The organism is Paraburkholderia sp. RL17-383-BIF-A, assembly GCF_046028015.1.
In the GTDB taxonomy this organism is placed as follows: domain Bacteria; phylum Pseudomonadota; class Gammaproteobacteria; order Burkholderiales; family Burkholderiaceae; genus Paraburkholderia.
In genome coordinates this window covers 28790-54530 of sequence record NZ_JARESR010000019.1, presented here as the reverse complement: position 1 = coordinate 54530, position 25741 = coordinate 28790, and the positions used below count along the sequence as shown (strand labels likewise).

Below are 25741 nucleotides of genomic sequence, written 5' to 3'. Positions count from 1 at the left end.
GTAGCCGTCCACACAATGTCGTCGCACCACGCGCAGGCGAATTACATCTGTGTCGATTCCGCTGCGAATGGCTTCCGGTGCCCGTGCAGGAAGGCGATAGCTGGCTTTCCAAGACCGAGCGCGAGCGCGAGCGACTGCATCCCAACGCCGCATTGCGCAAACGCTTCATCAGCGCGCGCGTGGTGGTGCGGTGGATCGTCGCTCACCTGTTCGACAGCGAGCCGTACGCCGTCGATCTACACGACGACGGCAACGAGAAACTGCGCGCGCGCCATCCGCGCGACGGCCGCGGCATCACAATCGATATCGCGTACGGCGGTATCTGGATCATGATCGGTGTTGCGGCGACAACGCTCGGATTGAGTGTCGTCGTGCCCGCGCCCGGCGCGGCGCCGGATCAGACGCCGGAAGCATCGCGCCGGCACGCTCGCTATAGCAGCCTTTGCAGTGCGTTGCGTTACGCGCCTGTCGATATCGATCTCGAACTGCTGTTCAGTCCCACCGCGACCGGCGCGTTCGATCTCGCGGAATATGGCCGCTGGCATGTACTCGATGTGCCGATGGCCGGCAAGATTCGTGCGGCGGTCGCGCTAGCGCAGCCGCTCACACAGGTACATACGTTTGGCTGGCCGAAGTCATTGGTATTCGGGGAAGCAAACGCGTAACGCGCTGCATGGGCCGCTCTATGGCCTCTAGCGCCGCAACGCTGTCGCCGACCAGGCGACGCACGCGGCGTAGCCGTCCGGCGCGGCAAGCCAGCGCGCGTCGACTTCACGCATGTCGTCGGGAATCTGATTGCGCAGCGTCACGCGCATGCTCTCACGCGGCAGCACCGTCAGATGTTGCAACCCGCGCGTGATGCCCGCGCCCGTCGTTTTGACGAGCGCTTCCTTGGCAACCCATGCATCGTAAAACGCAGCGGTTTGCCGAGCCGCGTCGAGACCTTCGATCCATACGGCTTCTTTCGGATCGAGCGTCAGCGTCGCGATCGAATGCCAATCGAATGTGTCGCTGTGCTGCTCGATATCGACACCGACGCGCCGCATCGGCGAGATCGCGATCAGGCCATGCTCGCCCGCATGCGACACGTTGAAATCGAAGCGATCCGACTCCGCGAGATGAGGACGGTGGTTGGCATCGGCTGCAAAGCGCACGGCGTGTGCCGCGATGCCAAGGCCCCGCGCGAGCTGCTCACGCAACGCGGCACGCACGGTGGCGAAACGCAACGCGTCTTCATGACGGCGAAAGTGACGGGCGCGCGTGAGTTCTTCGTCGCTAAGGGACGCGAAAGCCGGGGCGTTCAGCGACTCGGCGAAGTCGATATCGATCCGCCACACTGCAATGTCGGACGGGCCGTCGTGCGGCAGCGGAACAGGGTCGATGAAATGCATCGCGAAGGTTCGGACGGTCTACGGGCTGTCGCAACAGAATACTCGCGACTGTACCCCATAATCCCGTCCGGACCGGTACGCGTTTTCACGCGCGTTTGCCGTCCTTCGGCACGCCGAGCAGCATTGCCACGCCGCTGACGAACAGCAACGCGGTCAGCACATACAGCGCGTTGTCCATGCTCCCGGTGTGCGTCTTGATCAACCCGATCACCCACGGACTGACAATACCGCTCGTAATGCCGATGCTGCTGATCAGCGCGATCCCGGCCGCCGCCGCCGTGCCGGACAAATACCCCGACGGCACCGTCCAGAAGATCGGCAGGGCCGCGAAGATCAGAACCGCAGCCAGAGAAAGAATCGCGAGCATCGCGGGAAAGCTGCTCAGATGAAGCGTCAGCAACGAGAGCGCCACGCCGCCGCCAATCGTGCACACCGCGAAATGCCGGCGACGTTCACCATGGCGATCCGAATGACGCGCGATCAGAATTAGCCCCACCGCGCCGATGGCGTTGGGAATCACCGTGTACAGGCTGATGGCGAGGACGTCGTGCACCCCGAAGTCGCGAATCATCAGCGGCATCCAGAAGTTCAGCGTGAGCGAGGCGCAGGTCAGCGAAAAGTAGACGAACGCGAACAGATACACCCGCGGATTACGCAACGCCTGCGTGAACGAGCGTGACGAATGCGCGTCAGCCGCAGGCCGGCGGTCTTCGTCGCGTTGCGCGATCAATTGCGCTTTCTCCGCGGCGGTGAGCCACGCGGCATGTTGCGGGCCGTCCACCAGATAGAACGCGGCAAGCAGGCCGAGCACGATGGCGGGCGCGCCTTCGATCACGAACATCCATTGCCAGCCGAACAGGCCCAGCACGCCGCCCATGTCACGCATGATCCAGCCGGACACGAGGCCACCGAGCACCCCTGCCACCGCCACGCCCGCGAAGAAGATCGACAGCACGGCCGCGCGCCGCCGCGCCGGATACCAGTAGGTGAGATACAGCACGATGCCGGGAAAGAACCCCGCCTCGAACACGCCAAGCATGAAGCGCAACACATAGAAATGCGTGGGTTTCGACACCAGCATCATGCCGACCGACGCAATCCCCCACAGCAGCATGATCCGCGTGAACGTGCGGCGTGCGCCGAAGCGTGCGAGCAGCATGTTGCTCGGCACTTCGCACAACACGTATCCCACATAGAAGACCGCGGCGCCAAGCCCGTACATTGCGTCGCTGAAGCCGAGATCGTGCTTCATCTGCAATTGCGCAAAGCCGATATTGATGCGATCGAGAAATGACACCACGTAACAGAGAAACAGAAACGGAATGATCCGTAGCGAAACCTTGCGATACAGCAGGTCGTCGTGCGCGGCAGCGGATGCGCCCGGCTCGAGCGCGGGGGCGAGGGGTTGGCTCATCGGTTATCTCCAAACGTGAGGGTCCAACGGACCCGTTGGGTCCGGCGTCTTGCTGCGCCGCGTTGTTGTCTGCTACTGAAACGGCAGGCGAGGTGGTCGACACGCCGCGTTGCCGTCGTGGATTGCGCGTGGCTCGAACGGCCACGCGCGGGTTTTCGTTACAGGTAGGGGTTCAGGGTTCTACGAAAGCCGGGTCAGGCCGCCAACGGATGCGACTGCGCGCCGCGCCCCAAAGAAACGTCGATCACCCCCTCGCGCGCATGCTGCATCGCTTCGAGCAGCGTGGCGTGATCGCCGATATGGTTGGCGAGCAGCAGGATCAGTTGCGCATTGGCCGATTGGCTCTGCGCATCGTCCAGATCCCGATGCATATCGATCAACGCCTCGTAGAAATCGTCGGGACGGGCGAGATTCGGTTGCGTGTTCAGTGTCATGTCTGTCTCCTGCTATTTTTTGCTGATGCGGCGCGTGCTACGCGAGCCGCTTTTGCCGGACGTTCAAGCCGTGCCTTCCACGTACAGCGCGCGTTTCAATGCGGCCTCGACATCAGCCGCAGCAAGCTGCCGCCAGCGCGCGCAAACATGCTGGTCCGGACGAATCAGATAGAACGTGCCGGGCGTTGCGTCATAACGCGAGTGGGCCAGCCCTTCGATATCGTGCGCGACCTGAGCGCCTGCTAACGCGCCGCGCTGTTCGGAGTCACGCGTCACCACCACGAGGTTCAACGGAATCGGTCCGCTGCGCAACGCGTCCAACGCGGCCTGAGTGGCCTGATCGACACCTTGCTCGCCACAGAACAGCACGCCGGTGAATTGCTGGCCGAGGTGCTGCAAGAACCACGCGGGCTGTCCCGCCACCTGCATCGGCGCATCCACGCACGAAGCGCCCGGCACCATTGCGCCTTCGAAGGGCTCGCTGTCCGCTGTATTCAGCGGAGAATCGCGCAGCACCGCCGGCACCGAGAGGCGGCCGCTGTTGGTCAATTGCCGCGCGAACGGATGATGACGCGAGAGCTTCAGCACCGCGTCGCGGAACACGCGGCTCACGGGGCTCTTCGGCGTAATGAAATCGGTGGAGCGGGTGGAGTTGCGGATGTTTTCGTCCGCGGCGAATTCGCGTTCGCTCGCATAGGTGTCGAGCAAAGCGTCGGAGGCCTTGCCTTCGAGCACCATGGCCAGTTTCCATGCGAGGTTTTCCGCATCCTGCACGCCGCTGTTCGCACCGCGTGCGCCGAACGGCGACACGCCATGCGCCGAGTCACCCGCGAACAGCACGTTGCCGTGGCGAAAGCGGTCCATGCGCAAACACGAAAATGTATAGACGCTGACCCATTCCAGCTCGAACTTCGCGTCCGGCCCGAGCAACGCACGCACGCGCGGGATCACGCGCTCCGGCGTCTTTTCCAGCACCGGATCGGCGTCCCAACCCAACTGGAAATCGATCCGCCACACGTTATCCGGCTGACGATGCAGCAGCACCGACTGATTCGGATGAAACGGCGGATCGAACCAGAACCAGCGTTCGGTTGGAAACTCGGCTTCCATCTTGACGTCGGCGATCAGGAAGCGATCCTTGAACGTCACGCCTTTACTGTCGAGTCCCATCAGGTTGCGGATCGGACTGCGCGAGCCGTCGGCGGCAACCACATAGCGGCCGCGCAACGCATATTGACCGTTGGGCGTATCAACGCTCAGCGTCACGCCGGCGTCGTGAGTGCCGGGCGTACCGCTTTGCTGCACGCCGACCACTTTGCTTTTCCAGCGGATCTCGAGATTGGGCATCTCCTGCGCGCGTTCGAGCAGGAAGCCTTCAACGTAGTATTGCTGCAGGTTGATGAAGGCGGGCCGGTTGTGGCCCGCCTCCGGTTGCAGATTGAACGTGTACACCAGTTCGTCTTTCAGGAACACCTTGCCGACGTTCCAGCTGATGCCCTTGTCGACCATTCGCTGCCCGCATCCCAAGCGATCGAAAATATCGAGCGAGCGCTTCGAAAAGCAGATCGCGCGCGAACCGGTGGACAGCGAACAATCGTCGTCGACCAGCACGACCGGCACGCCCTGCTGCGCGATATCGATCGCGGTAGCGAGGCCCACCGGGCCCGCGCCGACCACGATCACGGGATAGACCGCCTGCTCCGCGCCGCCTCGCGCGCTCTGTTCACGGCACGGCTGGTACTCGAACGACAGCGTCTGGTAGTTGGTGCTCATCTTGTGTCTCCGTCCTTCTCCGCTCTGCTTTGTCTTGCTGTGCGTCTGTCTCGGTCAGGCTTGCAGCGCGTCCCACATTTCCTTGTCGCGTTGCGCGGTCCAGATGCGCGGATGCGTGATACCGCTTGCTTCGTCGAAAGCACGCGACACGTCGAACGGCAGGCAGTGCTCGTAGATAAAGACATGGCCGAACTTCGGGTCCATCGCCTTGCGCGTGTGCGCCATCGCGGCCTTCAGGTCGAGTTGCTGCTCGACGGCTTCGCGGCCCTGCTGCAGCAGCGTGGTGACAAAGTCCTTCGTGTAATCCAGACCTTTGTTGACGTCTTCCGGCGTGGTCAGCGCGGGGCCGCGGCCCGGCACGAGCTTGTCGGCCTTCAGCGCGCGCAATGCTTCCAGCGTGGCCGGCCACTGTTCGAGTTGGGCATCGCCGCAATAGCAGGCCGCGTCGTACTCGACCAGGTCGCCGGAGAACAGCACCTTCTGCGACGGCAGCCACACCACCGTGTCGCCCTTGGTGTGACCTGCGCCGAGATGCGCGATGCGCACTTCGAGCTTGCCGAGGAACAGCGTCATTTCCTTTTCGAAGACGAGCGTGGGCCACGTCAAACCCGGCACCGTTTCGACACCGGCGAACAGGCGAGGAAAGCGCTCGATTTCCGACTTCATGTCCGCTTCGCCGCGCTCGACGATCATTTCGTACGTGCCGCGGCTCGCGATCACCTCCTGCGCGCCTTCCTCGAAATACGCCGATGCGCCGAGCACGCGCACCGCGTGGTAATGCGACAGCACGACGTATTTGATCGGCTTATCCGTCACGCTGCGAATCTTCGCGATGAGGTCTTGCGCCATGGCCGGCGTGGCGGTGGTGTCGACGATCAGCACGCCGTCGTCGCCGATGATCACGCCCGAATTCGGATCGCCTTCAGCCGTGTAGGCGTAGGCGTTCTCGGACAACTTGGTCCACGTGACTTTTTTGACTTCCAGGTCGGCCTGGGATGCGAATGCCTTTGCCATGATGCGTGTCTCCCTCAAAAGTTGGACGTGAGGCGAGACGGCCGGCTGCGCGAATGCCGCGCGGGCTGACGGTATTGGAGGATTGTCTCGCCCCGTTTTGACTCTGTGACTGCGCCGGTGTGTCGGGGTGAATGCATCTTAGGACGGCACGCAATTATTTGTCAATAGCGAAATGTATCGCTATACGCAAATCTCAAACGGCCTAAGATCAGCACAGCGAGACGCGGCCCTTCGGTTAACATGAACCCTTTTTTACGGACGAGCGCAGGTGTGAGCAAAGCAGCGAAACCGGCCACGGGCAAAGGCGCGGACGGCCGCGAGACAGCGGACGGCGGCAAGACGCAGCGTGGCATTCAGAGCGTCGAAGTGGGCGGCCGAGTGTTGCTGGCGCTCGCGCAGGCGCGCGCTCCGCTCGCCTTGTCCGACCTCGCCACCGCCGCGCAGATCGCGCCGGGGCAGGCGCATGCTTATCTGGTGAGCTTGAGCCGGCTGGGTCTGATCAAGCGTGACGAACTGTCGGGCCGCTATGAACCCGGTCCGCTGTCGCTGCGGCTCGGGTTGCTACACCTGGAGAACCAGCCGGCGTTTCGCGCCGCCGTGCCGCGCGTGGCCGCCTTGGCCGAAGCGATCGGCTTTAGCGTCGCGATCTGTATTGCCGGGCCGCAAGGGCCGACTATCGTTCGCTATGAGCACGCGGGCTTTCCGCTGCACGTCAACTTGCATGTGGGCACGGTGATGTCGCTGCCGACAACATCGACGGGACGCGTGTTTTGCGCGTTTCTGCCGCGCGAGGTGCGCGATGCGATGTGGGCAAATCAGTCCGGCCCCGCGAATCGCACCATGACGCCGCCTGACGAAAGCGCCGCCTTCGAGACCGCCCTCGACGCGATCCGCGTGCGCGGCCTGGAAAGCAGCGTGGATGCGCCGAGTCCGGGCATCAGCAGTCTGAGCGCGCCGGTGCTGGATGCCGATGGCCGCCTGTCGCTCGCGCTCACCGTGATCGGCTCGACCGGCGCGATCGACGTCGCAAGCGACGGGCCGATCGCGCGTGCGCTGCTTGCCACGGCGCGCGACATCGGCGCCCAACTGGCAGCAGAACCTTCCTTGTCAGCGTCTTTCGCATCGTGACCGATTCTCTCGACACCCCTCACGCCCCATCCGCCGATGCGAAACCGCAGCGCGGCATCCAGTCGCTCGACAGCACCGGCGAGTTGCTGGCGGCGCTGGTCGCAGCGGCGCGGCCGTTGAACCTGCGCGATCTCGCGGCCGCCGCCGGCATGCCGCCAGCGAAGGCGTTTCCGCATCTGGTGAGTCTACTGAAAATCGGTTTGCTCAATCGCGATGCGTCCGGCTGTTATGAAGCCGGGCCGCTCGCGCTGGAGCTTGGGCTGATCGGTTTGCAGCGCTTATCGCCAACGCGCGAAGCGGAACCCGAGGTGGTCGAACTGGCGGCGTCCACGGGCATGAGCGTCGCGATGGCGGTGCTCGGACCGCTCGGGCCGACGGTCGTGCGCCTGGAGGAATCGGCGCGGCCACTGCATGTGAGCCTGCGGGTCGGGACGGTGATGTCGCTGGTGAACACGGCGATAGGCCGCGTGTTTGCCGCCTACGTCGCGGACGACGTACGCGCCGGTTTGCTGACGCAGGATCATCTGCGGTTGGCGGGGGCGGATGCGGCACAGGTTTTTGCGGGGAAAGCGGCGTCAGAGGGTGGAGCTAAGGTCCGCGGCGGCACGGAGGCAACGTCTGCGCCGCCTCCACTGACTCAACCCTACGCGCAGCGCCTCGCGCAAATCCGCGCGCATGGAATCGATACGGCGCTGAGCCGGCCTGTGCCGGGCATCGACACGCTGGCAGCGCCGGTGATGGATCATACGGGCAGCATCTGCCTGGTACTGGCATTGATGGGACCGAGCGGCAGCTTCGACAGCGAATTGGCGGGCGGGCCGGCGCAGACACTGCGCGCCGCGACAATGCGGTTGTCACGGCGCTTTGGATGGATGGCGGCAACGACCGAATAATCGTTTTTTTGAATTGAAGAAAGGTCAGTTTGTAGCGTTTGGGGAGCCGGGTAATCGAAACTGCAGAAGATTGAAACCTGCATCGGCGTTGCGCGCGCGGCTCACCACCGCGCCTCCAATCAATCCCCCGCCGCCTCCGGCTCATGCGAGGCCAACCTCGCCTTCGCATGCCGCATCTTTTCGAGCGTATTCGGCCCCGCTTTGAGCGCGACGCCGATCGCCAGCGCGTCCATGATGCAAAGATGCACGAGCCGCGACACGCCCGGCGTATTCGGATCGATCGGACTCGGCACGCGCAGCAGCAGCGGAATATCGACCAGCCACGCGAGGCGCGAGCCGACATTGGTCAGTGCAATCGTCGTCGCCCCACGCTCCTTGGCGATCTGAATGCTCTCGTTCACTTCGACGCTGCGGCCCGAATGTGAAATCGCAAAGGCCACGTCGCCCGGTTCCATGAGGCCCGCGTAAAGACGCTGGAGATGACCATCCGTAAATGCGGTGGACGCAATGTCGAGCCGCAGAAACCGCAACGCCGCATCTTGCGCGACCAGCCCTGAGCCCGAACCGACGCCGAAGAAAAACACCCGCCGTGCGCTCGACAACGCCGCAATCGCACTCTCGACCACTGCTGGATCCAGCGCGCCGCGCGCATGGGCGATACCGTCGATCGCCGCTTCGCCCACCTTCTCCATGAGCGTTTGCACATCGTCGTCGCGCGCCACCGCCGTGGATGCGTACGGCACGCCGCCCGCTACGCTCTGCGCCAATTGCATCTTGAAGTCGCGCAGGCCATGCGCACCGATCGCGCGGCAAAAACGCGTCACAGATGGCTCGGACACCTCGGCGCGCTGCGCAAGTTCGGTGATGCTCGCGCGCATCGCGAAGTCGACGTCGTTCAACACCATCTCGGCGACCTTGCGCTCGGCGGGCCGCAAACTGGCGAGTGCGCTGCGAATGTGGGGAATCAAGTTCGGTGCGGACACCCGGTGTTCCTTACGTGGCAGCATCAATCATGCGTGAGGCGAGCCTGGATCGACCTCGAACGACAACACGCGGTTCAGACCAGCCTGCGTCCACTTTCCGTATCGAACAGGTGAATATGTTCGGCCGGCAGGCGTAGCGCAACGCGCTCGCCGGGCTCGACCTTCGAGCGCTGACGAGTCGTTACGCACCACGTGCTGCCGCCTATTTTCCCGTACAAGTGCGTTTCCGCGCCAGTCGGCTCGACCACTTCAACTTCCATCGTTGCGTCGGGTGCCGGCGCCATCGTCTCGATGTGTTCGGGCCGCACGCCGAGCGTGACCTTCGCGCCGAGCACGGCCGAAGCGGGAGCGCCCTCCAGCACGATCTCGCCGCCGTCCGTGAGTTTCAGCGCGAGACCCTGGCCTTGCGTGCGGTTCGCGATCACACCTTCGGCAAAATTCATCGACGGCGAACCGAGAAAGCTCGCCACGAACAGATTCGCCGGATGATCGTATAGCTCCAGCGGACGGCCGATCTGCTCGATACGCCCCGCGTTCATCACGACGATGCGGTCTGCCATGGTCATCGCTTCGATCTGATCGTGCGTGACGTAGATCACCGTATTCTTCAGCCGTTGATGCAGCGCCTTGATTTCCGTGCGCATCTGCACGCGCAGCTTGGCGTCGAGATTGGACAGCGGCTCGTCGAACAGAAACAGCGACGGCTCGCGCACCACGGCGCGGCCCATTGCCACGCGTTGCCGCTGGCCGCCCGACAGCGCGCGCGGCAAACGGTCCAGATAACTGCCGAGGTTCAGCATTTTTGCAGCGGCCTCGATCCGCGGCTTGAAGCTCGCCGCCGACTCCTTGCGAATCCGCGGCCCGAACGCGATGTTTTCATAGACGGACAGATGCGGATACAGCGCGTAGCTCTGAAACACCATCGAGATATTGCGCTGCTGCGGCGCAAGGCTGTTCGCGCGCGTGCCGCCGATCATCAGATCGCCGCCACTGATCTCTTCGAGTCCCGCCACCATGCGCATCAACGTGCTCTTGCCGCAGCCCGACGGCCCGACTAGCACGACGAACTCGCCGTCGTCGATGTCCAGATCGATGCCGTGCACCACCTGCGTGTCGCCGTAGCGTTTGAAGATGCCGCTCAGTTGCACTGCTGCCATGCTGTCCTCATCGTCTTCTTTCGTTGACTCGAATTCACGCCGCCCGCATGTTGCTTCAGGCGGTTCACGGTGATTTCACAGTGATTCGAGCGTCAGTTCTTCCGCCATCAAACGGTTGCCGGCCATCAGGCCGCCGTCCACCGGCAACGCGACGCCGGTAATCACGCGCGCCATCGGCGAGGCGAGAAACAGCACCGCGTCGGCAATGTCGTCGGGCGTCGCGAAGTCACGCAACGGGTACCACTTTTTCAGATCCTCGAAGACCTGCGGATTCTTGTCGACGCGCGCCTGCCACGCCTGCGTCTTCACCGTGCCCGGACACACGATGTTGGCGCGAATACCGTAACGGCCGAGTTCGAGCGCAAGCGCCTTCGTATAGCTGATGAGCCCGGCCTTCGCCGCGCTGTAAGCCGGATGACCGAGCGCGGCCATGCCGTTCACCGAACCGATCAGTACCAGCGCGCCGCGCTGCCGCTCGATCATCGACGCACGCACGGCTTCGACCGTGTGATACGTGCCGTTCAGATTCAGATGGATGTCGCGCTGCCAGCTCGCAACGTCCGTCGTGGCAAGCGTCAGACCTTGTGCCGCGCCCGCGTTGGCGACCAGCACGTCTACCGGACCCCGCACCTTGACCGCGGCGGCCACCGCCTGCTGCACTGCGGCGGCCTCGCCGAGGTCGACCGCAATCGGCGTGACATGCGCCTCGCCGAGTTGTGCGGTCAACGCGCCGAGCGCGGTGGCGTCGATGTCGAGCGCCAGCACCGTATCGCCCTGTTCCACGAAGCGTTTGCACAACACGCTGCCGATGCCGCCGCAAGCGCCCGTTACCAACACCACACGATTCATTGTCCGCCTCGCTCGTCAATCGCGCCGCCAGGCCTGGATTAGCCTGTAAATTTCTTACAAGCCCGGCTTTGCGCGATCGTCTAGTCATCCCGAAGATTGGGTATCCATGACATCACGCCATGCAGAATATCCCTGCTTTACAGCATCTTATGCACAAAACCGGCTCCGAAGAAATATGGCAGACCCTACGTGACAAGCCATTTTTCGTCATGTAGGATTTTTTCAAACAATTTAACCCAAAGCGGCCGGCGACGGCAGCCAACCACCCCACCATCGTTGGATGGGACCGGAGTCAGCGCCAGCGCGCTCACTCCGCTCGACACAGGAGAGAGAAATGTCGTTGCATGCCCGTGCTTCCCTCGCGCTCGGCAAAGTTGCCGTGGCGCTCGCGTTCGCAGGTATCGCCGTCGCGGCTCACGCCGACACGGTCCGCGTGACCGTCGCCCACTACAGCGACGCGACCGCGCCGTACTTCGAAAAAATGGCCCGCAACTTCGAGAAGGCCAATCCCGGCACGACCATCAAGATCGAAGACGTGAACTGGGACACGCTGCAACAGAAGCTGCAAACAGACATTTCCGGCAACGCCAACGCCGACCTCGCGATCGTCGGCACGCGCTGGCTGCTCGACTTCGTGAAGGACGACGTCGCGGAACCGCTCGACGGCTACATGGATGCGAGCTTCAAGGGCCGCTTCATCGGTCCGTTCCTCGCACCGGGTGAAATCAACGGCAAGGTCTACGGCCTGCCGATCGCCGCTTCGGCGCGCGCGCTGTACTACAACAAGGACCTGCTCGCGAAGGTCGGCTATCCGGACGGCCCGAAGACCTGGAACGACGTGATCGAAGCGTCGAAGAAACTGAAGGCGCAAGGCATTGCCGGATTCGGCTTGCAAGGCAAGGAAATCGAAACGGACGTCTACTATTACTACGCCCTGTGGACCAATGGCGGCGACGTGGTCGGCAAGGACAACAAGGCGGCGTTCAATTCGGCGGCCGGCATCAAGGCGGCCACGTTGTACAAGTCGATGATCGATCAAGGTCTGACGCAACCGGGTGTGACCGGCTATAGCCGCGAAGACGTGCAGAACCTCTTCAAGCAGGGCCGCGTTGCGATGGTGATTTCCGCGCCGTTCCTGTCGAAACAGATCAAGAAGGAAGCCCCGAATCTGAAGTACGGCATCGATCCGATTCCGATGGGCACGACGCACGCTACGTACGCGGTCACCGACTCGATCGTGATGTTCAAGAACTCGAAGGTGAAGAAGTCGGCGTGGAAGTTCCTCGACTATCTGTTCACGAAGGAACCGCGCGTGGAGTTCACGACGACCGAGGGCTTCCTGCCGACCACCAAGGCTGAATCGACGGATCCGGCGTTCAACGATCCGGACACGAAGGCCTTCGTCGCCTTGCTGCCGACGGCCCGCTTCGCACCCACGGTGACGGGTTGGGAAGACACCGCGAAGGCCGTGACCGACGCAATGCAGTCGATTTACCTGGGCAAGGCGAAGCCGGCTGACGCATTGAACGCGGCGGCCACGCAGGCGAACAAGTCGCTCGGCCATTGATTCCGTAGCGATCCGGTACTGATCTCGCACTGATCTCGTCTTGATCTGCTGAACACGGAACGCGCGCCGCCACCGGGAAGGCGCTGCGCGTTCCGGCCATCACGCACTATCCGGCCCATCCCGTCGCGCCTGCTTATTCTTCCAGACGCGTCTTACGATCGAGCACGCATGAGCCGTTCCGCTTCTACGCGCCTGCAAGCGCCCTGGTTGCTGATAGCGCCGAGTCTGATATTGGCGCTTTTCATCATCAGCTATCCGATCTTCAATATCGTGTGGCAATCGCTTCACGAGGTCTCGCGCTTCGGCGCCATTCGCGATTTCACCGGTCTGCAGAATTTCTATACGATCTTCGGCGACCCCGCGTTTCTTGCCGCCGCCAAACGAACCCTCGTCTGGACGGTATGCGTGGTCGGTGGCACGGTGCTGATCTCGGTGCCGGTCGCACTGGTGCTGAATCAGGATTTCTATGGACGCGGCGTGGCGCGCACGATTGTGATGCTGCCGTGGTCCGTCTCGCTGACCATGACCGCCGTGGTCTGGCGCTGGGCTTTCAACGACGACTACGGCATGGTCAACGTCACGCTGCAAAGGCTGGGATTGATCAGCGGTCCGATTCATTGGCTGGCTACACCGGAACTCGCGTTTCCTGTTGAAATCGCGGTCGGCATACTGGTCTCGATCCCGTTTACGGTGACGATTCTGCTCGGCGGATTGTCGTCCGTGCCAGGCGATATTTATGAAGCCGCGCGCATGGACGGCGCGAGCGCCTGGCAGCAGTTTCGCAAACTCACCATGCCGCTGTTGCGGCCGTTCATCAACATGACGATTCTGTTGAATGTGATTTACGTGTTCAACTCGTTTCCGATCATCTGGGTGATGACGCAGGGCGGCCCCGACAACAGCACGCACATTCTCGTCACCTATCTCTACGAGCTTGGCTTCCGGCTCGGGCGTCCCGGCGAAGCGGCAGCCGTGTCGCTGATCATGCTCGTCATGCTGTTCGTATTCTCGATCGCCTATCTGCGTCTGCAGCCCGCGAAAGAAGGAGATCCGTCATGAGTCTGAGCGTCAAGATGAAGCGTTCGCTGTGGTGCTGGCTCGCGCTGTCGCCACTGGTCGTGGTCGTGCTGTTTCCATTTGCCGTCATGCTGTTCACCGCGTTGAAGCCGGCTTCCGAGATTTTTGTCTATCCGGCGCGGTGGCTGCCGGTGCATTGGCAGTGGAGCAATTTCTCCGACATGTGGGTGGCAGCCAACTTCGGCGTGGCGCTGCGCAACAGCACGGTGATCAGTTTGCTGTCGACCGCGCTTGCGCTGGCTGTCAGTCTGCCGGCGGCTTATGCATTGGCGAGGTTTCCGTTTCGAGGCCGCGGGTTCTATCGTCAGTTTCTGCTCGTCACGCAGATGCTGTCGCCTATCCTGCTCGTGGTAGGCCTGTTCCGGCTCGCCGCGATGATTCCTTATGGCGATGGAAACCTGGTCGACTCCAAGATCGGCGTGATCGTTTCTTACGCAGCCTTCAATATCGCGTTTGCCGTGTGGATGCTGTCTTCGTATTTCCAGACGGTGCCGCGTGATCTGGAAGAGTCGGCATGGCTCGAAGGGTGCGGACGGACCAAGGCGGTCTTCAAGGTGTTCTTGCCGCTGGCCGTGCCTGCGATCGTCGTCACCGCGATCTTTACGTTCATCAATGCGTGGAACGAATTTGCGGTCGTTTATACGTTGATCCGCTCACCGGAGAACAAGACGCTGACCGTGCAGGTGACCGACATGGTCGCGGGGAAATACGTCGTACAGTGGCATCTCGTGATGGCCGCCACGCTCTGCGCGACACTGCCGGTTTCGGTTGTGTTCGCGTGGCTACAACGGTATCTGGTGAAGGGACTTGCGTTGGGTGCGGTGAAGTAAAGTTTGCGGGTAAGCGCGGCAGGTGGCGGCCTGCCCGCGCATTCATCATGCCGCGTTGCCGGCCGGGGCGTGCGCCGTATGAGCGGCGCCCCATCCTCGTTGTTACTCGGCGCCGCGCACAATGCGCAGATCGCGCTCCACGCCGTCGCCCAACGCCTCCAGCGCTTTCTTGTAGGGTTCGCTGTCATAGGCGGCGACAGCCGCTTCGTAGGTCGGAAATTCGATCACGACCGTACGCTCCTTCAAACCCTGCTCACGTGCCTCGTCCGCCACGCCGCGCACGATGAACTTGCCGCCGGCAGCCGCCACGGCGGGCGCAGCGAGCTGTGCATACGCGGCCAGCCTGGCCGCATCTTTCGTCGCGCGATAAGACGACACCCAATATCCCTTGCTCATTTGAAACTCCTTTCAACGTTGGAAAAGCAGTTGTTGCCGTAGACGACGGATTATGACGTTTATCGGCATCCCTGTTACTCGTGTGGTCAATCGCTCTTGCCGCGGTGGTGAATTGTAAATCCCCGGCTCGCACCCCGTCACGAGCGCGCTCCTGCAAATACCCGCGATTCGGGTTACGCTGTTCGCGGCTGTCGCCTTGGCATCAGGCCGGCCACGCACTAGATCATCTCCATCAGGAACACCGCAATGACACAAGCGCTCACCATCGATTTTGTCTCCGATATCGCATGCCCGTGGTGCGCGATCGGCCTCTCCTCGCTCCAGCGTGCGATTTCGCGCCTTGGCGACGCGGTCGACGCTCGCATCGTCGTGCATCCGTTCGAGTTGAATCCGCACATGGGGCCGGACGGCGAGAATATTGTCGACTACCTCGGCAAGAAGTATGGGCGCACGCCGGAGCAGATCGAGGAAACGCAGGCGGCGATCCGCGAGCGCGGTGCGAGCGTGGGTTTCGAATTCGGCCCGCGCAAACACGTCTACAACACCTTCGACGCGCACCGTCTGCTGCATTGGGCCGGCATCAAGGGCGAGCAGTTGCCGCTCAAACTGGCGCTGCTGCGCGCTTACCACTCCGAAGGCAAGGACACGAGCGACCACGAAGTGCTGATCGAAGCGGCGCAATCCGTAGGACTCGACGCCACGGAGGCCCGTGACGTATTGCAAAACGGAACGTACGCAGCCGAAGTTCGAGCGGAGGAGCGGAACAACGAGGCGATGGGCATCCAGTCGGTGCCGGCCATTATCTTCAATCGCCGCTATCTGGTGAGCGGCGGACAACCCGTGGAAACTTTCGAGCAGGCCATCCAGCAGATTCTGGCCGAAGCGAAGAACGAGGATTCACAGGACGCGTCGCGCTGAACCTTGTCCATGCGGTGCAACGCTGCGTGGGAGATGGGACGATTGCGCGGCTGACCCGGACCGCTCCGATCGACCGAAGGCCTTGAGCATCGCGCCTGAAGGATGACGTATGCCCGGCAGATGCCAGGCATACGCAATCATCAATCACTCGATCCGAAGCTGCTTAGAACGCGTGACGCATACCGACAGTGACCGCCACCTGCGTGTTGGTCGCCGACGGCGACAACGTGTTGATCATGGCATGCGACAGGACGGAGTCCGCCGGTGCGCCGTGCACGTTCTGATAGACGCCTTCCAGATAGAAGTCCGTGCGCTTGCTGATCGCGTAGTCCGTTTGCAGCATGGCCGTGTTCCATCCCGGCGACGAACCGTTATATGCGCCATGCGTGTACGTATAGGCGCCCGATACGGTCACCGCGGGCGTGAGCGCGTACTTTGCGTTCACTTCGTAGTTGTCGAGGCGCAGTGAACCGTTCAGCGAACCGACAGACGTGTCACCCGCACCGAGGTAGCTGCCCGTGCCGAACGAGAACACGCCCGCTGCGTTGTCGATCTGAGAATGGCTCCACACCAGCCCGACGGTAGCCGGCCCGAATGTGTAATTGCCACCCAGCGACCAGATACGCTGGCGCTCCGCGAGGAAGTTCGCGCTCGTATCGCCCGACGTGACCGCGCCACTGCCGTTGCCCGCGTTGTTCAGTTGCAGGTAGCCCGCAGCGAGATTGATCGGACCTTGCGCATAGGAAACGCCGAATCCATATGAACGGTTATTGCCGAAGTCGCCCGCCTTGTTGCTGAACGAATACATCGTTTCGAACGTAATGCCGCGGTAGGTCGGGCTCGCGTACTTCACCGAGTTGTTGATCACGACGGAATTCGCAGCGAGGTTGTCGTTTTCGAACGGATGCGCGGCCATGTTACCGCCCCACGTATTGAACTCCGCCGTGAGCGGTCCGACGAGGTCGTTCATCACGTCGAACTGGCGGCCGAACGTCAACGTGCCGTAAGGATCGCTTTGCAGGCCGACCCATGCCTGGGAGCCGAAGCCATCACCGGAGAATGCCTGGGCGCCGTTGTTCAGCAGGAAGCCTTGCTCGAGTTTGAAGATCGCGTGCAAGCCGCCACCCAGATCCTCCGAGCCCTTGAGGCCGAAGACCGTATTCTGAGTCGAACTGCTCACTTCCTGCCAATTACTGTGTCCGAGCTGATTGTTCGTGTACACCAATCCAGCATCGATAAGGCCGTAGAGGGTCACGCTGCTTTGCGCATGCGCCGACATTGTAAATGCGCCAAAGAGCGCGACCGCGAGTAAAGACTTTTTCATACTTGTTGGCTCCGTGATCGTGATCAAGCAGTCATTGAGGGTATCAATTGCTCTTTCCGCCAGCGCCATGACCGTGCATGCAGTACGTTTCTACAACCGTTGTTGCGCAAACTGCGAGAAGCATGAGGTGTTGTTTAATTTTTATTGCGCGCAACGAAATTTAAATGGTTTTGCCATCGTGCGCGCTGATTGATTACCGGGTTTTCGAATCGCTCAGTGAATGCGTACCAGCCACTGCGGCGGAAAAACGAGCAGTCCAATCATAGGGCGATGAAAATAAACGGCGCGTCAAAAAAATAAACGGCGTGGCGTGAAAGGAACAACGAGGGGGCGAAGCTTAACGTTTTCCGGCGCGATCCGGGAGTCGGCGGAGCGGGATTTTTGCGGTGCGCCTGCTGACGCAGGCATCGGCCTTATGGCTTTTTGAAAGCGCTGTATAGCGTCTTTGCGAGCGCACTCAACTCGCCGCCGCCCTCGCGAAGCGCCGCGATCTGCGCGCCGCTCTCCAACGTCTGCTCGGCCCTGTGGGTCCGATCGCGCGCAACAGCTTCCAGAATGGCCTGCGGCAGCGCAGCCAGTTGATCGACCACCTTGAAATCACCCAACCCGGTGAGCATCGGGTTATCGGACCCGCTGAGCATGGTCCGTGCGTCAGCTTTGAATAAAACAAGCGGCTTGTCCGCGTGCCACGCAAGCGACGCTTCGACAACCGTGCCCTCGTCGGCGACCCGGCCGTTGAGATTGGCCACGACCGCATCGCAACGCGTAAGCAATTGATACGTATCCAGATTGAAGATCGCGCGGTCGAGCATGTGCGCGGCTTCTTCGACCGAGGCGCCGAGTTTCTCGAGTTCCGGCTTGAGCTTCGCGAACTCCAGCCCGTCGCGATGCGGCAGAAACGTCGACAATCCCGCAGCCTCCAGCGTGGCGGCAATCGAATCCATTTCGGATCGCTCGGCTGCGTTGAACAGCGGCCCTGCGCAATACACTCGTAGCATCGTTTTTATGTTCCGTGAGGATGGGGAAATCGTGAAGTGTTCCCGCAGCGAGCGTGCCGGCAGTCGACTGCGAAGAGCCTTTACGATAACGGCGCACGAACCAATGTCAATGCAGAGTGTGTCACGTGTTGCGCGAAGCAATCAGCGAGCGGGCAGGCAGTTTGCCTGCGAGCCCACTCGCCCGTTCGCGCGCCATTCAGTCGTCGTGCCGGTGCTTGTGATGATGCTTGCGCGACCGGTAGCCGCGGGAATAGTCGTCCGCGTACGAGTTGGAGCGCGACATGTTGCCGCCGAGCGCCGACCCGGCGCCGCCGCCCAGCGCTGCGCCGACGAGACCGCCGCTGCGACCGCCCATTGCATTGCCCGCCGCGGTGCCCGCACCGCCGCCCAGCGCGCCGCCGATGATCGCGCCCGTGCGCTCCCTGCGGTTCGACGTCACCGCGCCGCCCGCGCCGCCGCCGACTGCTCCGCCGAGCACGGCGCCCGTGCTGCCGCCTAACGCACCGCCCACTGCTGCGCCGGCCACGCCGCCGAGCGCGCCGCCAAGCGCGTTATTCATATCGCCGGCCAGCGCCGACAACGATGCCGAAGCGGTGAGCGCTGCGACGGCAACCATCCGGAGGATTCTCTTCGACATAAAAAGCCCTTTCATTGTTTGGACGGCGCCGAGTATAACTGCGCTTTTGAAAGGCTTTTGTAACTACGTCGCTTCACATCCGTAAGACGTGTAACAAAATCATCCGGAAAGGTCGAGGAGGCGTGTATCGTGCGGCGCGCGCGAGGTCATGCCGGCGAGCCCCGCGTGTTCGAACCTTATCTGCGTCGCGTCTTCTTCAACTCGATCGTCTCGAACAACTCGTAGTTCTGCGTCGGAGTCTGATCTGCGCCAGGCGCGTGATAGTAGTTCATCGTAATCGTGGTCTCGCCGCCGGGATGCCCGGGATCATGATCGAACACCGCAATGCCATAACCGGTGCCGGTATCGCGTTGCGCCGACCAGATCGCGTCTTCCACTGCGTCCGCGCCCGCACGCACGAACGTCCCGGACGTGGTGCCGGCAACCGGGCGGTTGGGCCGCGTGAAGATACGCGCCTGAGGCAGCCCCGTGCCGGCATCCACGCCATAGACGTCCAGCGGCGCGCTCGTGCCGCCACCGCCGAGAATCAGGTGAATCGTGCCGTGACTCGTATCGAACGTCGACGCGCCCGCGGACACGGCCGACATCACCGGTTTCGGCTGCAGCGTATCGACCGGCTGGCCCGTCGCGATGTCGGTGCCTTTGTGGTGATTGCAGCCACGCACGGGGTAACTGCGTTCGTAATCGTGATCGTGCCCGCACAGCACCAGGTCGACGCCATAGCGGTCGAACAGCGGCAACCAGGCTTCTCGGATGCCTTTATCGGAACCGTTGCCGGTCTTCGATGAACTCAGCGCGTCCTGATGCATCTGGACGACGATCCAGTCGACTTCGTCGTCTTCAGCCGCACGGCGCAACGTCCTTTCAAGCCAACGCGTCTGCTCGCCCGCGCTATATCCACGCACATAGAGCGACGTGCCGGGTTGGATCGGCGGATTGCCGGTGCTCGCAACGGGCACGAGAGGATCCGGGCCGGCGACGAAGGCCGCTGCGTCCTGATACACGACGTCGTCAGCATCGAGCGAAATGAAGAGCACGGAACTCACGCGAAAGCTGTACCAGCGACCCTGAAAGCGCGTGTGATTGTCCGGCAGCTTATAGCGTGCGAGATACGAGGCGAGGCCCTGCTCACCGTTATTGAATTCGAGTTCGTGGTTGCCCGGACACGGCATCCACGGCCGGTTCGACGCCGAAGTCTGGCAGTTGTTGCCGAAGTCGCGCCATACCTCCGGCTGGTGCGCCGGATTCAGATTGGCGTAACACAGGTCGCCATTGAGCAGGTGGAACAGAGGCTCAAAGCGCTCGACTGCCTGCACCGCGAAACGGCTTTGCGGCGACGACAACACCCAGCCGGTGTTCGGCGTCGCGAGATCGCCATAGCTGGTCCAGCGGAACGGCGCGCGGCCGCGCGGCGCAGTGCGAAAGCTCGCCGTGAAAGGCTGAGCCGCATGGCTGTCGTTCTCCGCGCTCACCTGGTATTCATAGCTCGTAGCGGGCTTCAGATCGCGCAGATGCGCGTGATACGTGAACACGACCTCGCCGTTCAGACCGTCCGTATAAGTGGTCTGGACGCCATGCACCGTATGTTTCGCCGCACCCGCGACGCCGACACGGACTTGCGGGTTCACCGCGGGTGCAAGCGACGCCCAGGAGACCGTGACCTCACTGGCCGGATCGTTACCCCAGGTCAGGTGGACCTGCTCCGGTGTGCCGTCAGGCGCGCTGTTCGCCGCGCGCGCCGCCGATGAAAGCGTGCCCGCCGCCGTAGCGAGACTGGACGCACCGGCGAACTTCAGGAACCCGCGGCGCGAGACGATGGAAGCACCCTGATCGGTCGGCGAAGTCTTTACGATTTTTCTGTTCGACATGTCTGGTGTGTTTGTGCGGAGGTGGAAGGATGCCGGCGCATGAGCCTGGCGACAGCCATCCTAGGCGCGAGGCGATGACACCCGGATGAAACCGCCCAAAGCGGACAGTTCCATGCGTCCACTCCGCATTGCCATTCAGACAATTGACAGCTTGGTCGATCGATAAAGATCTCTGATTGATTTTAAAGCTGCTAACGGTAGAACGCCCGACTACCAGCGGGTGGCTACGTGCACAACGTAATGGGGTATCTGGCGGCGCTCGGCGAAGCGCGCGGAGAATTCGCCGGCGCATGCATTCCGTCGCGGATCATGCAGCCGGCAGCAGACTTCCGCTCACGTCTGCGGATTCGTGTCGTCTGTGGGTTGGGCGTTGTCGGCAACGTCCTGCTGGTCGTTGTCTTTCTTTTCCAACATTGATTCCAGCTTACCGGCACCTTCGAAACCGGCAACAGCGGCGATGCCTTTCGTAAGCAAACCCGCTTCCGGATCCACTTTTTCCGCCGCTTCAACGGCGGCGACCGCCCCCGCAATCTTTCCTACTTCGTCCAAGAGTCCCATGTCGCTCTCCTTAAGAAAAAGTGAGCATGCATCGTCTCACGAACTCAACGTGCTGTCGTCAAATGTAAAATCGAAAATGACGATTAGCTGACGCTGCGCGAAGACGTGGCGGACTTCAGGTTCGGCAAGCGCTAGCGCCTTGGCGGTTGCGGATTATTGGCAGGATTGGTATCGAACCTTGAGACGCGCTGAACTCCATCTTCGCTGACCAATCCCAATAGTTCGTTCTCCATGATATCCGTGACATCCTTGCCGTAAACCTCGCCGCCGTTCACATAGACGGTAAACGAGCGCAAGTACCTGGCTTGCTTCTCCGGATTCTCGATCGTCTCGAGAGTCCACTGATAGAGCGGATAATTTTCCGTACCCTGCTGTTGCGCTTCGCGCACGTAGTCGGCGAATGCGTCGAACTGGCATTTCAACGTCGCGTCATGCCTGAGCAGCACGTCACGAAGCGCGCTATGCGATGCACTCGCCGGGTCAGCACGCAATGCGTCGGCCAGTTCTGGCGAAACGGTAAGCCGCAGTTGGTATTGCAAGGTGGGCTCCATATCGGCCTCCGTGCCGGAATTGATAAGCGCTCATTGCTTCGCGGAATGCGCGGCAGCCTTTTCTTCGATCCGCGCGATCTCGTGCCCCTGCACGGGCCGGCCAAGCAGAAAACCCTGAGCATGCGTGCATCCGCACACGCGCACGAAATCCAGCTGTTCTTGCGTCTCGATGCCCTCGGCCGTGGTGGGCATGCCGATCTCCCGCGCCAATGCCACGATCCCACGCACCACCGCAGCCGATTCGCGGCGATGCACGGACTCCTTGACGAAAGAGCTGTCGATCTTGAGCTTGTCGAACGAAAAACGCACAAGAGTCGACATGGTCGAAAAGCCGGTGCCGAAATCGTCCAGCGCAAGACCAATGCCTAATGCCTGCAGCCTCGCGATATTACGCCGGGTCACGACATCGTCGTTCAAGAGTACCGTTTCCGTGACCTCGATATTCAGGCGCTGCGGCGGCAGTCTGGTCTTGCGCAGAATCCCCGCGACGGTCGACGCAAACGACTCCTCCCTCAATTGCACCGGTGAAACATTCACGGCGACGGTGACCTTGTCGCGCCAGGTCACCGCTTCCTTGCACGATTGCAGCAAAGCCCACTGTCCCAACGCCAGAATAAGCCCCGTACGTTCGGCAGTGGGAATGAATGAGGACGGCGGGAGTTCGCCGCGAGTCGGGTGGGTCCAGCGCATCAGCGCCTCGCGTCCTGACACCGCACCGCTGCTGAGATCGACGATGGGCTGATACTCCATGCGCAAGCCGCTGAACGAATGCAGCGCGCCTTCCAGGTCGCTGCGCAGAAGGCTCAGGCTTTCATCCGATGCGTGCTTGCCCGCATCGAAAATGGCGTACGCACTCTTGCCGCTGCGTTTCACGGCATACAACGCGCGATCGGCGCAAATCAGCAATTGCGGGCCGGTTCTCGCGTGCTCGGGATAGAGCGAGATCCCCACGCTCGCGCCGATATGCACCAGCGCCTCGCGCAGCGCGAATGGGCGCGCCAGAGTCTTGACGATGCGGTCCGCCAGAATCCGGACGTCGCGGGCCTGCCCGTCACCGTCGGAAAACGCGACGAACTCGTCGCCGGCCAGTCGTCCAACGAGCTCGCCGCCGGGCAACACTTCGCGCAAGCGAATCGCCGCTTCCTGAAGGATCTGGTCGCCGGCGGCATGGCCAAGACTGTCGTTGATCGCCTTGAATCCGTCGAGGTCGATCAGTAGAACAGCGAACGATTGGCCTTTGCCCAACGCTCCTCTCTCTGTGCGCTCAAGCAGCAGCTCACTGATACGCGTGCGATTGGGTAAGCCCGTCAGGCTGTCGTGATGGGCGAGCCGATGGCTGCTTTCCCGTGCGAGGAGTAACGCGACCGTATCGCGATTGCTGCGCAGCGCGACCGTAAAGAAGCCTGCGGCGCAAAAGGGCGCCTGAAACAGCAACACCAGTTTGCCGGAACCAGGAGACAGCGCCGCGCCAAGAGCAAGCGGCGCCAGAATGCACGTAATCTGCAGCATGACGAGCCGGGGCGTGCCGGCATTGCGTCCGGCCAATCCGCCAATCACGCCCACCGCGCAAACGTTGCCGAGCAGGAAAAGTGTTTGATCTCCGCTGATATTGCAAAGCAACGCGCCGAAACCGAACAGCATGCTCCAGAGCAGGCTCGCGAATAGAAACGCGGATGTCGGTGTGGGCCGGCCGTTGGCGCTACGCGAGGAGCACAACCAGATCAATGCGAGCCGCGCGATCAGCAATGCGACAACAGCGGCGCCCCAGCCTGCGTAGAGGGGTCTGGGATGAAGGAAGTATGCGGTCGCGCAGACGCTGATTTCACAAACGGACGCAAACACAATCGACGAGGTTCGCGTGAACAGATTCGCAAGCAATATCTGCCGATTGTCTGCGCTCAGGTTCTGAGCGGAAGAGACGACCCACTCGAAAAATGGCGACCTTGGTTCGCTGAAAGCCATGACCTACGCATTTTTGTTGGTGGATGGGCTGAAAACGGCTTGTATGGCAATTATTACGTAACCATAAAGTAGCAGGTTTATTCGACTGAGGAAATGGCCACGGTCGCCGGGATGAAGAAAAAACGACGCAATAGCGCGGCTTCTTGACTGCGATTCAGCGCGCGCTCACGGCATGCGCTTTAGCCGCACGCTGCGCAAGAGCGATGAAGCCCGGCATTCACGGTATCGTCCAAGGCCTTCTGGACGGGTCGAGTATCGATGTACGATGCCGTATAGTGGATGCACCGCTGATCTCCAGCGGACTGCCCGGACATTGGCGCGATGGGGGACCACACAATGACAGTCGCAAATACATCGATGCACGTCTCTCACGAACCCGTGCCGGAGTCGCTGCAGACCCTGGTCGAATATCTCGAGCTTTCCCTCGACAAGGCGGCGAGCGTGGTCATGACGCGCCATACGAACGACGCTTGCACCATCTACCTCGGCGACCCGGCCGGCCTGCTCGAGGAAATGAAGAAGGTCGGCACGATCTCCATCCCGCTCGCCAATGACATGCTGGAGCTGACCCGCTCGGGCATCAACGAGATGGAAATTGGCGGCCAGGCCTATCGTTTTGTCCGCACTTTCACGCAGGTCGAGAACGCCGCGGCGGTCGTTTTCTCCGCGGCTTAGGCGGTAACGCGCGGGTCGGCGGCTTCGTGTGGGGAAGCCGTCTGCACGCTCCGGGCGGGGGTGTCGAGAGAACGGCCGCGGCGCCGGGTTACGACATCGTCCGGTGCGTGGTTGGCGGCATGGCGATCCGCCGCGTTATACTCCGTTCATGGATACGAAGCCGATCACGTTGAGCTGTTGGTGGCGCGCCTGACTTAGGCGGCCCGTTTCCACTCGTCCATCGAAACGTGATGCCGCCAGTCCTGGCGGCATTTTCGTTTGTGCGCGCTGACGGCTGGTGGTATCGACAAAACGCAGAACGCAGACCCCAGACCATGACAGACGCAAACCAGACCACGAACCCGCCCATTATTCTCACCGGCGACCGCACGACCGGTCCGCTTCACCTTGGCCATTACATCGGCTCGCTGCGCTCGCGCGTGCAGCTTCAGCACGAAGCGCAGCAATTCCTGCTGCTTGCCGATGCACAGGCCATGACCGACAACGTGGGCCGTCACCAGAAAGTCACGGAAAACGTGATCGAGGTGGCGCTCGACTATCTCGCGGTCGGCATCGACCCGGCCAAGTCGACCATCTTCATCCAGTCGCAGGTGCCGGAGCTGGCGGAATTGACCCAGTATCTGCTCAATCTCGTGACGGTCGCGCGCCTCGAACGCAATCCCACCATCAAGGCGGAAATCGTGCTGCGCGGTTTCGAGCGGGACATCCCCGCCGGCTTTCTGACGTATCCGGTGAGCCAGGCCGCGGACATCACGGCGTTCAAGGCGACGCGCGTGCCCGTGGGCGACGACCAGTTGCCGATGATCGAACAAACCAACGAACTGGTGCGCCGTTTCAACAACACGGTCGACAAACAGGTGCTGGTCGAATGCGAAGCGGTGCTCTCGCACGTCGCGCGGCTGCCTGGCATCGACGGCAAGGCGAAGATGAGCAAATCGCTGGGTAACGCCATTACGCTGGGCGCAACTCCCGACGAAATCACGAAGGCCGTGAACAACATGTACACGGACCCCAACCATTTGCGCGTGAGCGACCCGGGCCAGGTGGAAGGCAACGTGGTGTTCGCGTTCCTCGACGCGTTCGAGCCCGACGTACCCATGGTCGACGAACTGAAGGCGCACTATCGCCGCGGCGGCCTTGGCGACAGCGTGGTCAAGCGCGTGCTGAACGAACGTCTGCAATCGATGCTCGCCCCCATTCGCGAGCGCCGCCGCGAGTTCGAAACCGACCGTGCGGAGGTCCTCAACGTCCTGCGCCGCGGCACGCTGCGCGCAAGGGAAGTGGCAGGCGCGACGGTGTCGGAGGTGAAGGGCGCGCTCGGCCTGAACTATTTCGAGAACTGAG

Annotated in this window: 25 protein-coding genes; 9 read left to right on the top strand and 16 right to left on the bottom strand. The window is 62.0% G+C overall.

Going from position 1 to position 25741, the window contains the following annotated elements; genetic code table 11:
• Positions 1 to 77: 77 nt before the first annotated feature.
• Positions 78 to 665, top strand: a complete 588-nt coding sequence (locus P0D71_RS21520) for a 4'-phosphopantetheinyl transferase family protein (protein ID WP_408482010.1) — start codon at positions 78 to 80, stop codon at positions 663 to 665.
• Positions 666 to 692: 27 nt separating this feature from the next.
• On the opposite strand, the gene P0D71_RS21515 is transcribed toward P0D71_RS21520, so the two are convergent.
• The 5 genes from P0D71_RS21515 to P0D71_RS21495 form a co-directional block, all read right to left on the bottom strand.
• Entirely contained in the window at positions 693 to 1391 is a 699-nt protein-coding gene (locus P0D71_RS21515; RefSeq protein ID WP_091806114.1) for a 4'-phosphopantetheinyl transferase family protein, read from the bottom strand.
• Between the two features lie 85 nt (positions 1392 to 1476).
• Entirely contained in the window at positions 1477 to 2805 is a 1329-nt protein-coding gene (locus P0D71_RS21510; RefSeq protein ID WP_408341851.1) for an MFS transporter, read from the bottom strand.
• 194 nt (positions 2806 to 2999) lie between these two features.
• The gene (locus tag P0D71_RS21505) at positions 3000 to 3239 is read right to left on the bottom strand and encodes a DUF2783 domain-containing protein (protein ID WP_408186336.1); all 240 of its coding nucleotides are present in this window, start codon (positions 3237 to 3239) and stop codon (positions 3000 to 3002) included.
• Between the two features lie 63 nt (positions 3240 to 3302).
• Positions 3303 to 5012, bottom strand: coding sequence for an FAD-dependent oxidoreductase (locus P0D71_RS21500; protein WP_408482009.1), 1710 nt, complete (start codon positions 5010 to 5012; stop codon positions 3303 to 3305).
• Positions 5013 to 5066: 54 nt separating this feature from the next.
• Complete coding sequence (locus P0D71_RS21495) at positions 5067 to 6026, bottom strand: MBL fold metallo-hydrolase (protein ID WP_091806102.1); 960 nt, start codon at positions 6024 to 6026, stop codon at positions 5067 to 5069.
• Between the two features lie 240 nt (positions 6027 to 6266).
• Here P0D71_RS21495 and P0D71_RS21490 point away from each other — a divergent pair, with 240 nt between their 5' ends.
• Positions 6267 to 7154 carry an IclR family transcriptional regulator gene (locus P0D71_RS21490; protein WP_408294303.1) on the top strand — a complete coding sequence of 296 codons (888 nt, stop codon included), beginning with the start codon at positions 6267 to 6269 and terminating at the stop codon, positions 7152 to 7154.
• A complete protein-coding gene (locus P0D71_RS21485; RefSeq protein ID WP_408482007.1) occupies positions 7151 to 8047 on the top strand; it encodes an IclR family transcriptional regulator in 897 nt (298 codons plus the stop codon). Before P0D71_RS21490 ends, P0D71_RS21485 begins: the two co-directional genes overlap by 4 nt.
• Before the next feature lie 119 nt (positions 8048 to 8166).
• Here P0D71_RS21485 and P0D71_RS21480 read toward each other — a convergent pair whose 3' ends face one another.
• The 3 genes from P0D71_RS21480 to P0D71_RS21470 all read right to left on the bottom strand — a co-directional run bounded on the left by P0D71_RS21480 (position 8167) and on the right by P0D71_RS21470 (position 11036).
• Entirely contained in the window at positions 8167 to 9030 is an 864-nt protein-coding gene (locus tag P0D71_RS21480) for a MurR/RpiR family transcriptional regulator (RefSeq protein ID WP_091806094.1), read from the bottom strand.
• A 74-nt stretch (positions 9031 to 9104) separates the two neighbouring features.
• On the bottom strand, positions 9105 to 10187 hold the full coding sequence (locus tag P0D71_RS21475; RefSeq protein ID WP_408186332.1) for an ABC transporter ATP-binding protein: 1083 nt from the start codon (positions 10185 to 10187) through the stop codon (positions 9105 to 9107).
• A gap of 75 nt (positions 10188 to 10262) precedes the next feature.
• Positions 10263 to 11036, bottom strand: a complete 774-nt coding sequence (locus tag P0D71_RS21470; RefSeq protein ID WP_408482006.1) for an SDR family oxidoreductase — start codon at positions 11034 to 11036, stop codon at positions 10263 to 10265.
• A 334-nt stretch (positions 11037 to 11370) separates the two neighbouring features.
• On the opposite strand from P0D71_RS21470, the gene P0D71_RS21465 reads away from it, so the two are divergent.
• The 3 genes from P0D71_RS21465 (at position 11371) to P0D71_RS21455 (ending at position 14510) form a co-directional block, all read left to right on the top strand.
• A complete protein-coding gene (locus P0D71_RS21465) occupies positions 11371 to 12603 on the top strand; it encodes an ABC transporter substrate-binding protein (protein ID WP_091806088.1) in 1233 nt (410 codons plus the stop codon).
• A gap of 168 nt (positions 12604 to 12771) precedes the next feature.
• Positions 12772 to 13662, top strand: a complete 891-nt coding sequence (locus tag P0D71_RS21460; RefSeq protein WP_091806086.1) for a carbohydrate ABC transporter permease — start codon at positions 12772 to 12774, stop codon at positions 13660 to 13662.
• Positions 13659 to 14510 carry a carbohydrate ABC transporter permease gene (locus tag P0D71_RS21455; RefSeq protein WP_091806084.1) on the top strand — a complete coding sequence of 284 codons (852 nt, stop codon included), beginning with the start codon at positions 13659 to 13661 and terminating at the stop codon, positions 14508 to 14510. Before P0D71_RS21460 ends, P0D71_RS21455 begins: the two co-directional genes overlap by 4 nt.
• Before the next feature lie 102 nt (positions 14511 to 14612).
• Here the strand turns inward: P0D71_RS21455 and P0D71_RS21450 are convergent, their stop codons facing one another.
• Complete coding sequence (locus P0D71_RS21450) at positions 14613 to 14906, bottom strand: DUF1330 domain-containing protein (protein WP_408186329.1); 294 nt, start codon at positions 14904 to 14906, stop codon at positions 14613 to 14615.
• A 246-nt stretch (positions 14907 to 15152) separates the two neighbouring features.
• On the opposite strand from P0D71_RS21450, the gene P0D71_RS21445 reads away from it, so the two are divergent.
• Positions 15153 to 15824 (top strand): DsbA family oxidoreductase, encoded by a 672-nt coding sequence (locus tag P0D71_RS21445; RefSeq protein WP_408482005.1) that lies wholly within the window; start codon positions 15153 to 15155, stop codon positions 15822 to 15824.
• A 163-nt stretch (positions 15825 to 15987) separates the two neighbouring features.
• Here P0D71_RS21445 and P0D71_RS21440 read toward each other — a convergent pair whose 3' ends face one another.
• From P0D71_RS21440 to P0D71_RS21410, 7 genes are all read right to left on the bottom strand, one after another.
• Positions 15988 to 17148: a porin gene (locus P0D71_RS21440; protein ID WP_408186327.1), complete on the bottom strand. Its 1161-nt coding sequence runs from the start codon at positions 17146 to 17148 to the stop codon at positions 15988 to 15990.
• 413 nt (positions 17149 to 17561) lie between these two features.
• Positions 17562 to 18146, bottom strand: coding sequence for a nucleoside 2-deoxyribosyltransferase (locus P0D71_RS21435; protein WP_408186325.1), 585 nt, complete (start codon positions 18144 to 18146; stop codon positions 17562 to 17564).
• 196 nt (positions 18147 to 18342) lie between these two features.
• Positions 18343 to 18783, bottom strand: a complete 441-nt coding sequence (locus P0D71_RS21430; protein ID WP_091806073.1) for a hypothetical protein — start codon at positions 18781 to 18783, stop codon at positions 18343 to 18345.
• A 176-nt stretch (positions 18784 to 18959) separates the two neighbouring features.
• The gene (locus P0D71_RS21425) at positions 18960 to 20651 is read right to left on the bottom strand and encodes a purple acid phosphatase family protein (RefSeq protein ID WP_408186324.1); all 1692 of its coding nucleotides are present in this window, start codon (positions 20649 to 20651) and stop codon (positions 18960 to 18962) included.
• A 333-nt stretch (positions 20652 to 20984) separates the two neighbouring features.
• A complete protein-coding gene (locus P0D71_RS21420; RefSeq protein WP_408482003.1) occupies positions 20985 to 21209 on the bottom strand; it encodes a hypothetical protein in 225 nt (74 codons plus the stop codon).
• Between the two features lie 131 nt (positions 21210 to 21340).
• Positions 21341 to 21760, bottom strand: coding sequence for a hypothetical protein (locus tag P0D71_RS21415; protein WP_408482001.1), 420 nt, complete (start codon positions 21758 to 21760; stop codon positions 21341 to 21343).
• 30 nt (positions 21761 to 21790) lie between these two features.
• On the bottom strand, positions 21791 to 23722 hold the full coding sequence (locus tag P0D71_RS21410) for a putative bifunctional diguanylate cyclase/phosphodiesterase (protein ID WP_408481999.1): 1932 nt from the start codon (positions 23720 to 23722) through the stop codon (positions 21791 to 21793).
• A 336-nt stretch (positions 23723 to 24058) separates the two neighbouring features.
• Between P0D71_RS21410 and P0D71_RS21405 the strand changes: the two genes are divergently transcribed.
• On the top strand, positions 24059 to 24397 hold the full coding sequence (locus tag P0D71_RS21405) for a hypothetical protein (protein WP_091806055.1): 339 nt from the start codon (positions 24059 to 24061) through the stop codon (positions 24395 to 24397).
• A 314-nt stretch (positions 24398 to 24711) separates the two neighbouring features.
• Positions 24712 to 25740 carry a tryptophan--tRNA ligase gene (gene trpS / locus P0D71_RS21400; protein WP_091806050.1) on the top strand — a complete coding sequence of 343 codons (1029 nt, stop codon included), beginning with the start codon at positions 24712 to 24714 and terminating at the stop codon, positions 25738 to 25740.
• The last annotated feature ends 1 nt before the right edge of the window (position 25741 follow it).

Coding starts and splice junctions, on each gene's coding strand:
- P0D71_RS21515 (WP_091806114.1), bottom strand. CDS start 1,391: ATGCATTTCATCGACCCTGTTCCGCTGCCGCACGACGGCCCGTCCGAC.
- P0D71_RS21510 (WP_408341851.1), bottom strand. CDS start 2,805: ATGAGCCAACCCCTCGCCCCCGCGCTCGAGCCGGGCGCATCCGCTGCC.
- P0D71_RS21505 (WP_408186336.1), bottom strand. CDS start 3,239: ATGACACTGAACACGCAACCGAATCTCGCCCGTCCCGACGATTTCTAC.
- P0D71_RS21500 (WP_408482009.1), bottom strand. CDS start 5,012: ATGAGCACCAACTACCAGACGCTGTCGTTCGAGTACCAGCCGTGCCGT.
- P0D71_RS21495 (WP_091806102.1), bottom strand. CDS start 6,026: ATGGCAAAGGCATTCGCATCCCAGGCCGACCTGGAAGTCAAAAAAGTC.
- P0D71_RS21490 (WP_408294303.1), top strand. CDS start 6,267: ATGAACCCTTTTTTACGGACGAGCGCAGGTGTGAGCAAAGCAGCGAAA.
- P0D71_RS21475 (WP_408186332.1), bottom strand. CDS start 10,187: ATGGCAGCAGTGCAACTGAGCGGCATCTTCAAACGCTACGGCGACACG.
- P0D71_RS21470 (WP_408482006.1), bottom strand. CDS start 11,036: ATGAATCGTGTGGTGTTGGTAACGGGCGCTTGCGGCGGCATCGGCAGC.
- P0D71_RS21465 (WP_091806088.1), top strand. CDS start 11,371: ATGTCGTTGCATGCCCGTGCTTCCCTCGCGCTCGGCAAAGTTGCCGTG.
- P0D71_RS21460 (WP_091806086.1), top strand. CDS start 12,772: ATGAGCCGTTCCGCTTCTACGCGCCTGCAAGCGCCCTGGTTGCTGATA.
- P0D71_RS21455 (WP_091806084.1), top strand. CDS start 13,659: ATGAGTCTGAGCGTCAAGATGAAGCGTTCGCTGTGGTGCTGGCTCGCG.
- P0D71_RS21450 (WP_408186329.1), bottom strand. CDS start 14,906: ATGAGCAAGGGATATTGGGTGTCGTCTTATCGCGCGACGAAAGATGCG.
- P0D71_RS21445 (WP_408482005.1), top strand. CDS start 15,153: ATGACACAAGCGCTCACCATCGATTTTGTCTCCGATATCGCATGCCCG.
- P0D71_RS21440 (WP_408186327.1), bottom strand. CDS start 17,148: ATGAAAAAGTCTTTACTCGCGGTCGCGCTCTTTGGCGCATTTACAATG.
- P0D71_RS21435 (WP_408186325.1), bottom strand. CDS start 18,146: ATGCTACGAGTGTATTGCGCAGGGCCGCTGTTCAACGCAGCCGAGCGA.
- P0D71_RS21430 (WP_091806073.1), bottom strand. CDS start 18,783: ATGTCGAAGAGAATCCTCCGGATGGTTGCCGTCGCAGCGCTCACCGCT.
- P0D71_RS21425 (WP_408186324.1), bottom strand. CDS start 20,651: ATGTCGAACAGAAAAATCGTAAAGACTTCGCCGACCGATCAGGGTGCT.
- P0D71_RS21420 (WP_408482003.1), bottom strand. CDS start 21,209: ATGGGACTCTTGGACGAAGTAGGAAAGATTGCGGGGGCGGTCGCCGCC.
- P0D71_RS21415 (WP_408482001.1), bottom strand. CDS start 21,760: ATGGAGCCCACCTTGCAATACCAACTGCGGCTTACCGTTTCGCCAGAA.
- P0D71_RS21410 (WP_408481999.1), bottom strand. CDS start 23,722: ATGGCTTTCAGCGAACCAAGGTCGCCATTTTTCGAGTGGGTCGTCTCT.
- P0D71_RS21405 (WP_091806055.1), top strand. CDS start 24,059: ATGACAGTCGCAAATACATCGATGCACGTCTCTCACGAACCCGTGCCG.
- trpS (WP_091806050.1), top strand. CDS start 24,712: ATGACAGACGCAAACCAGACCACGAACCCGCCCATTATTCTCACCGGC.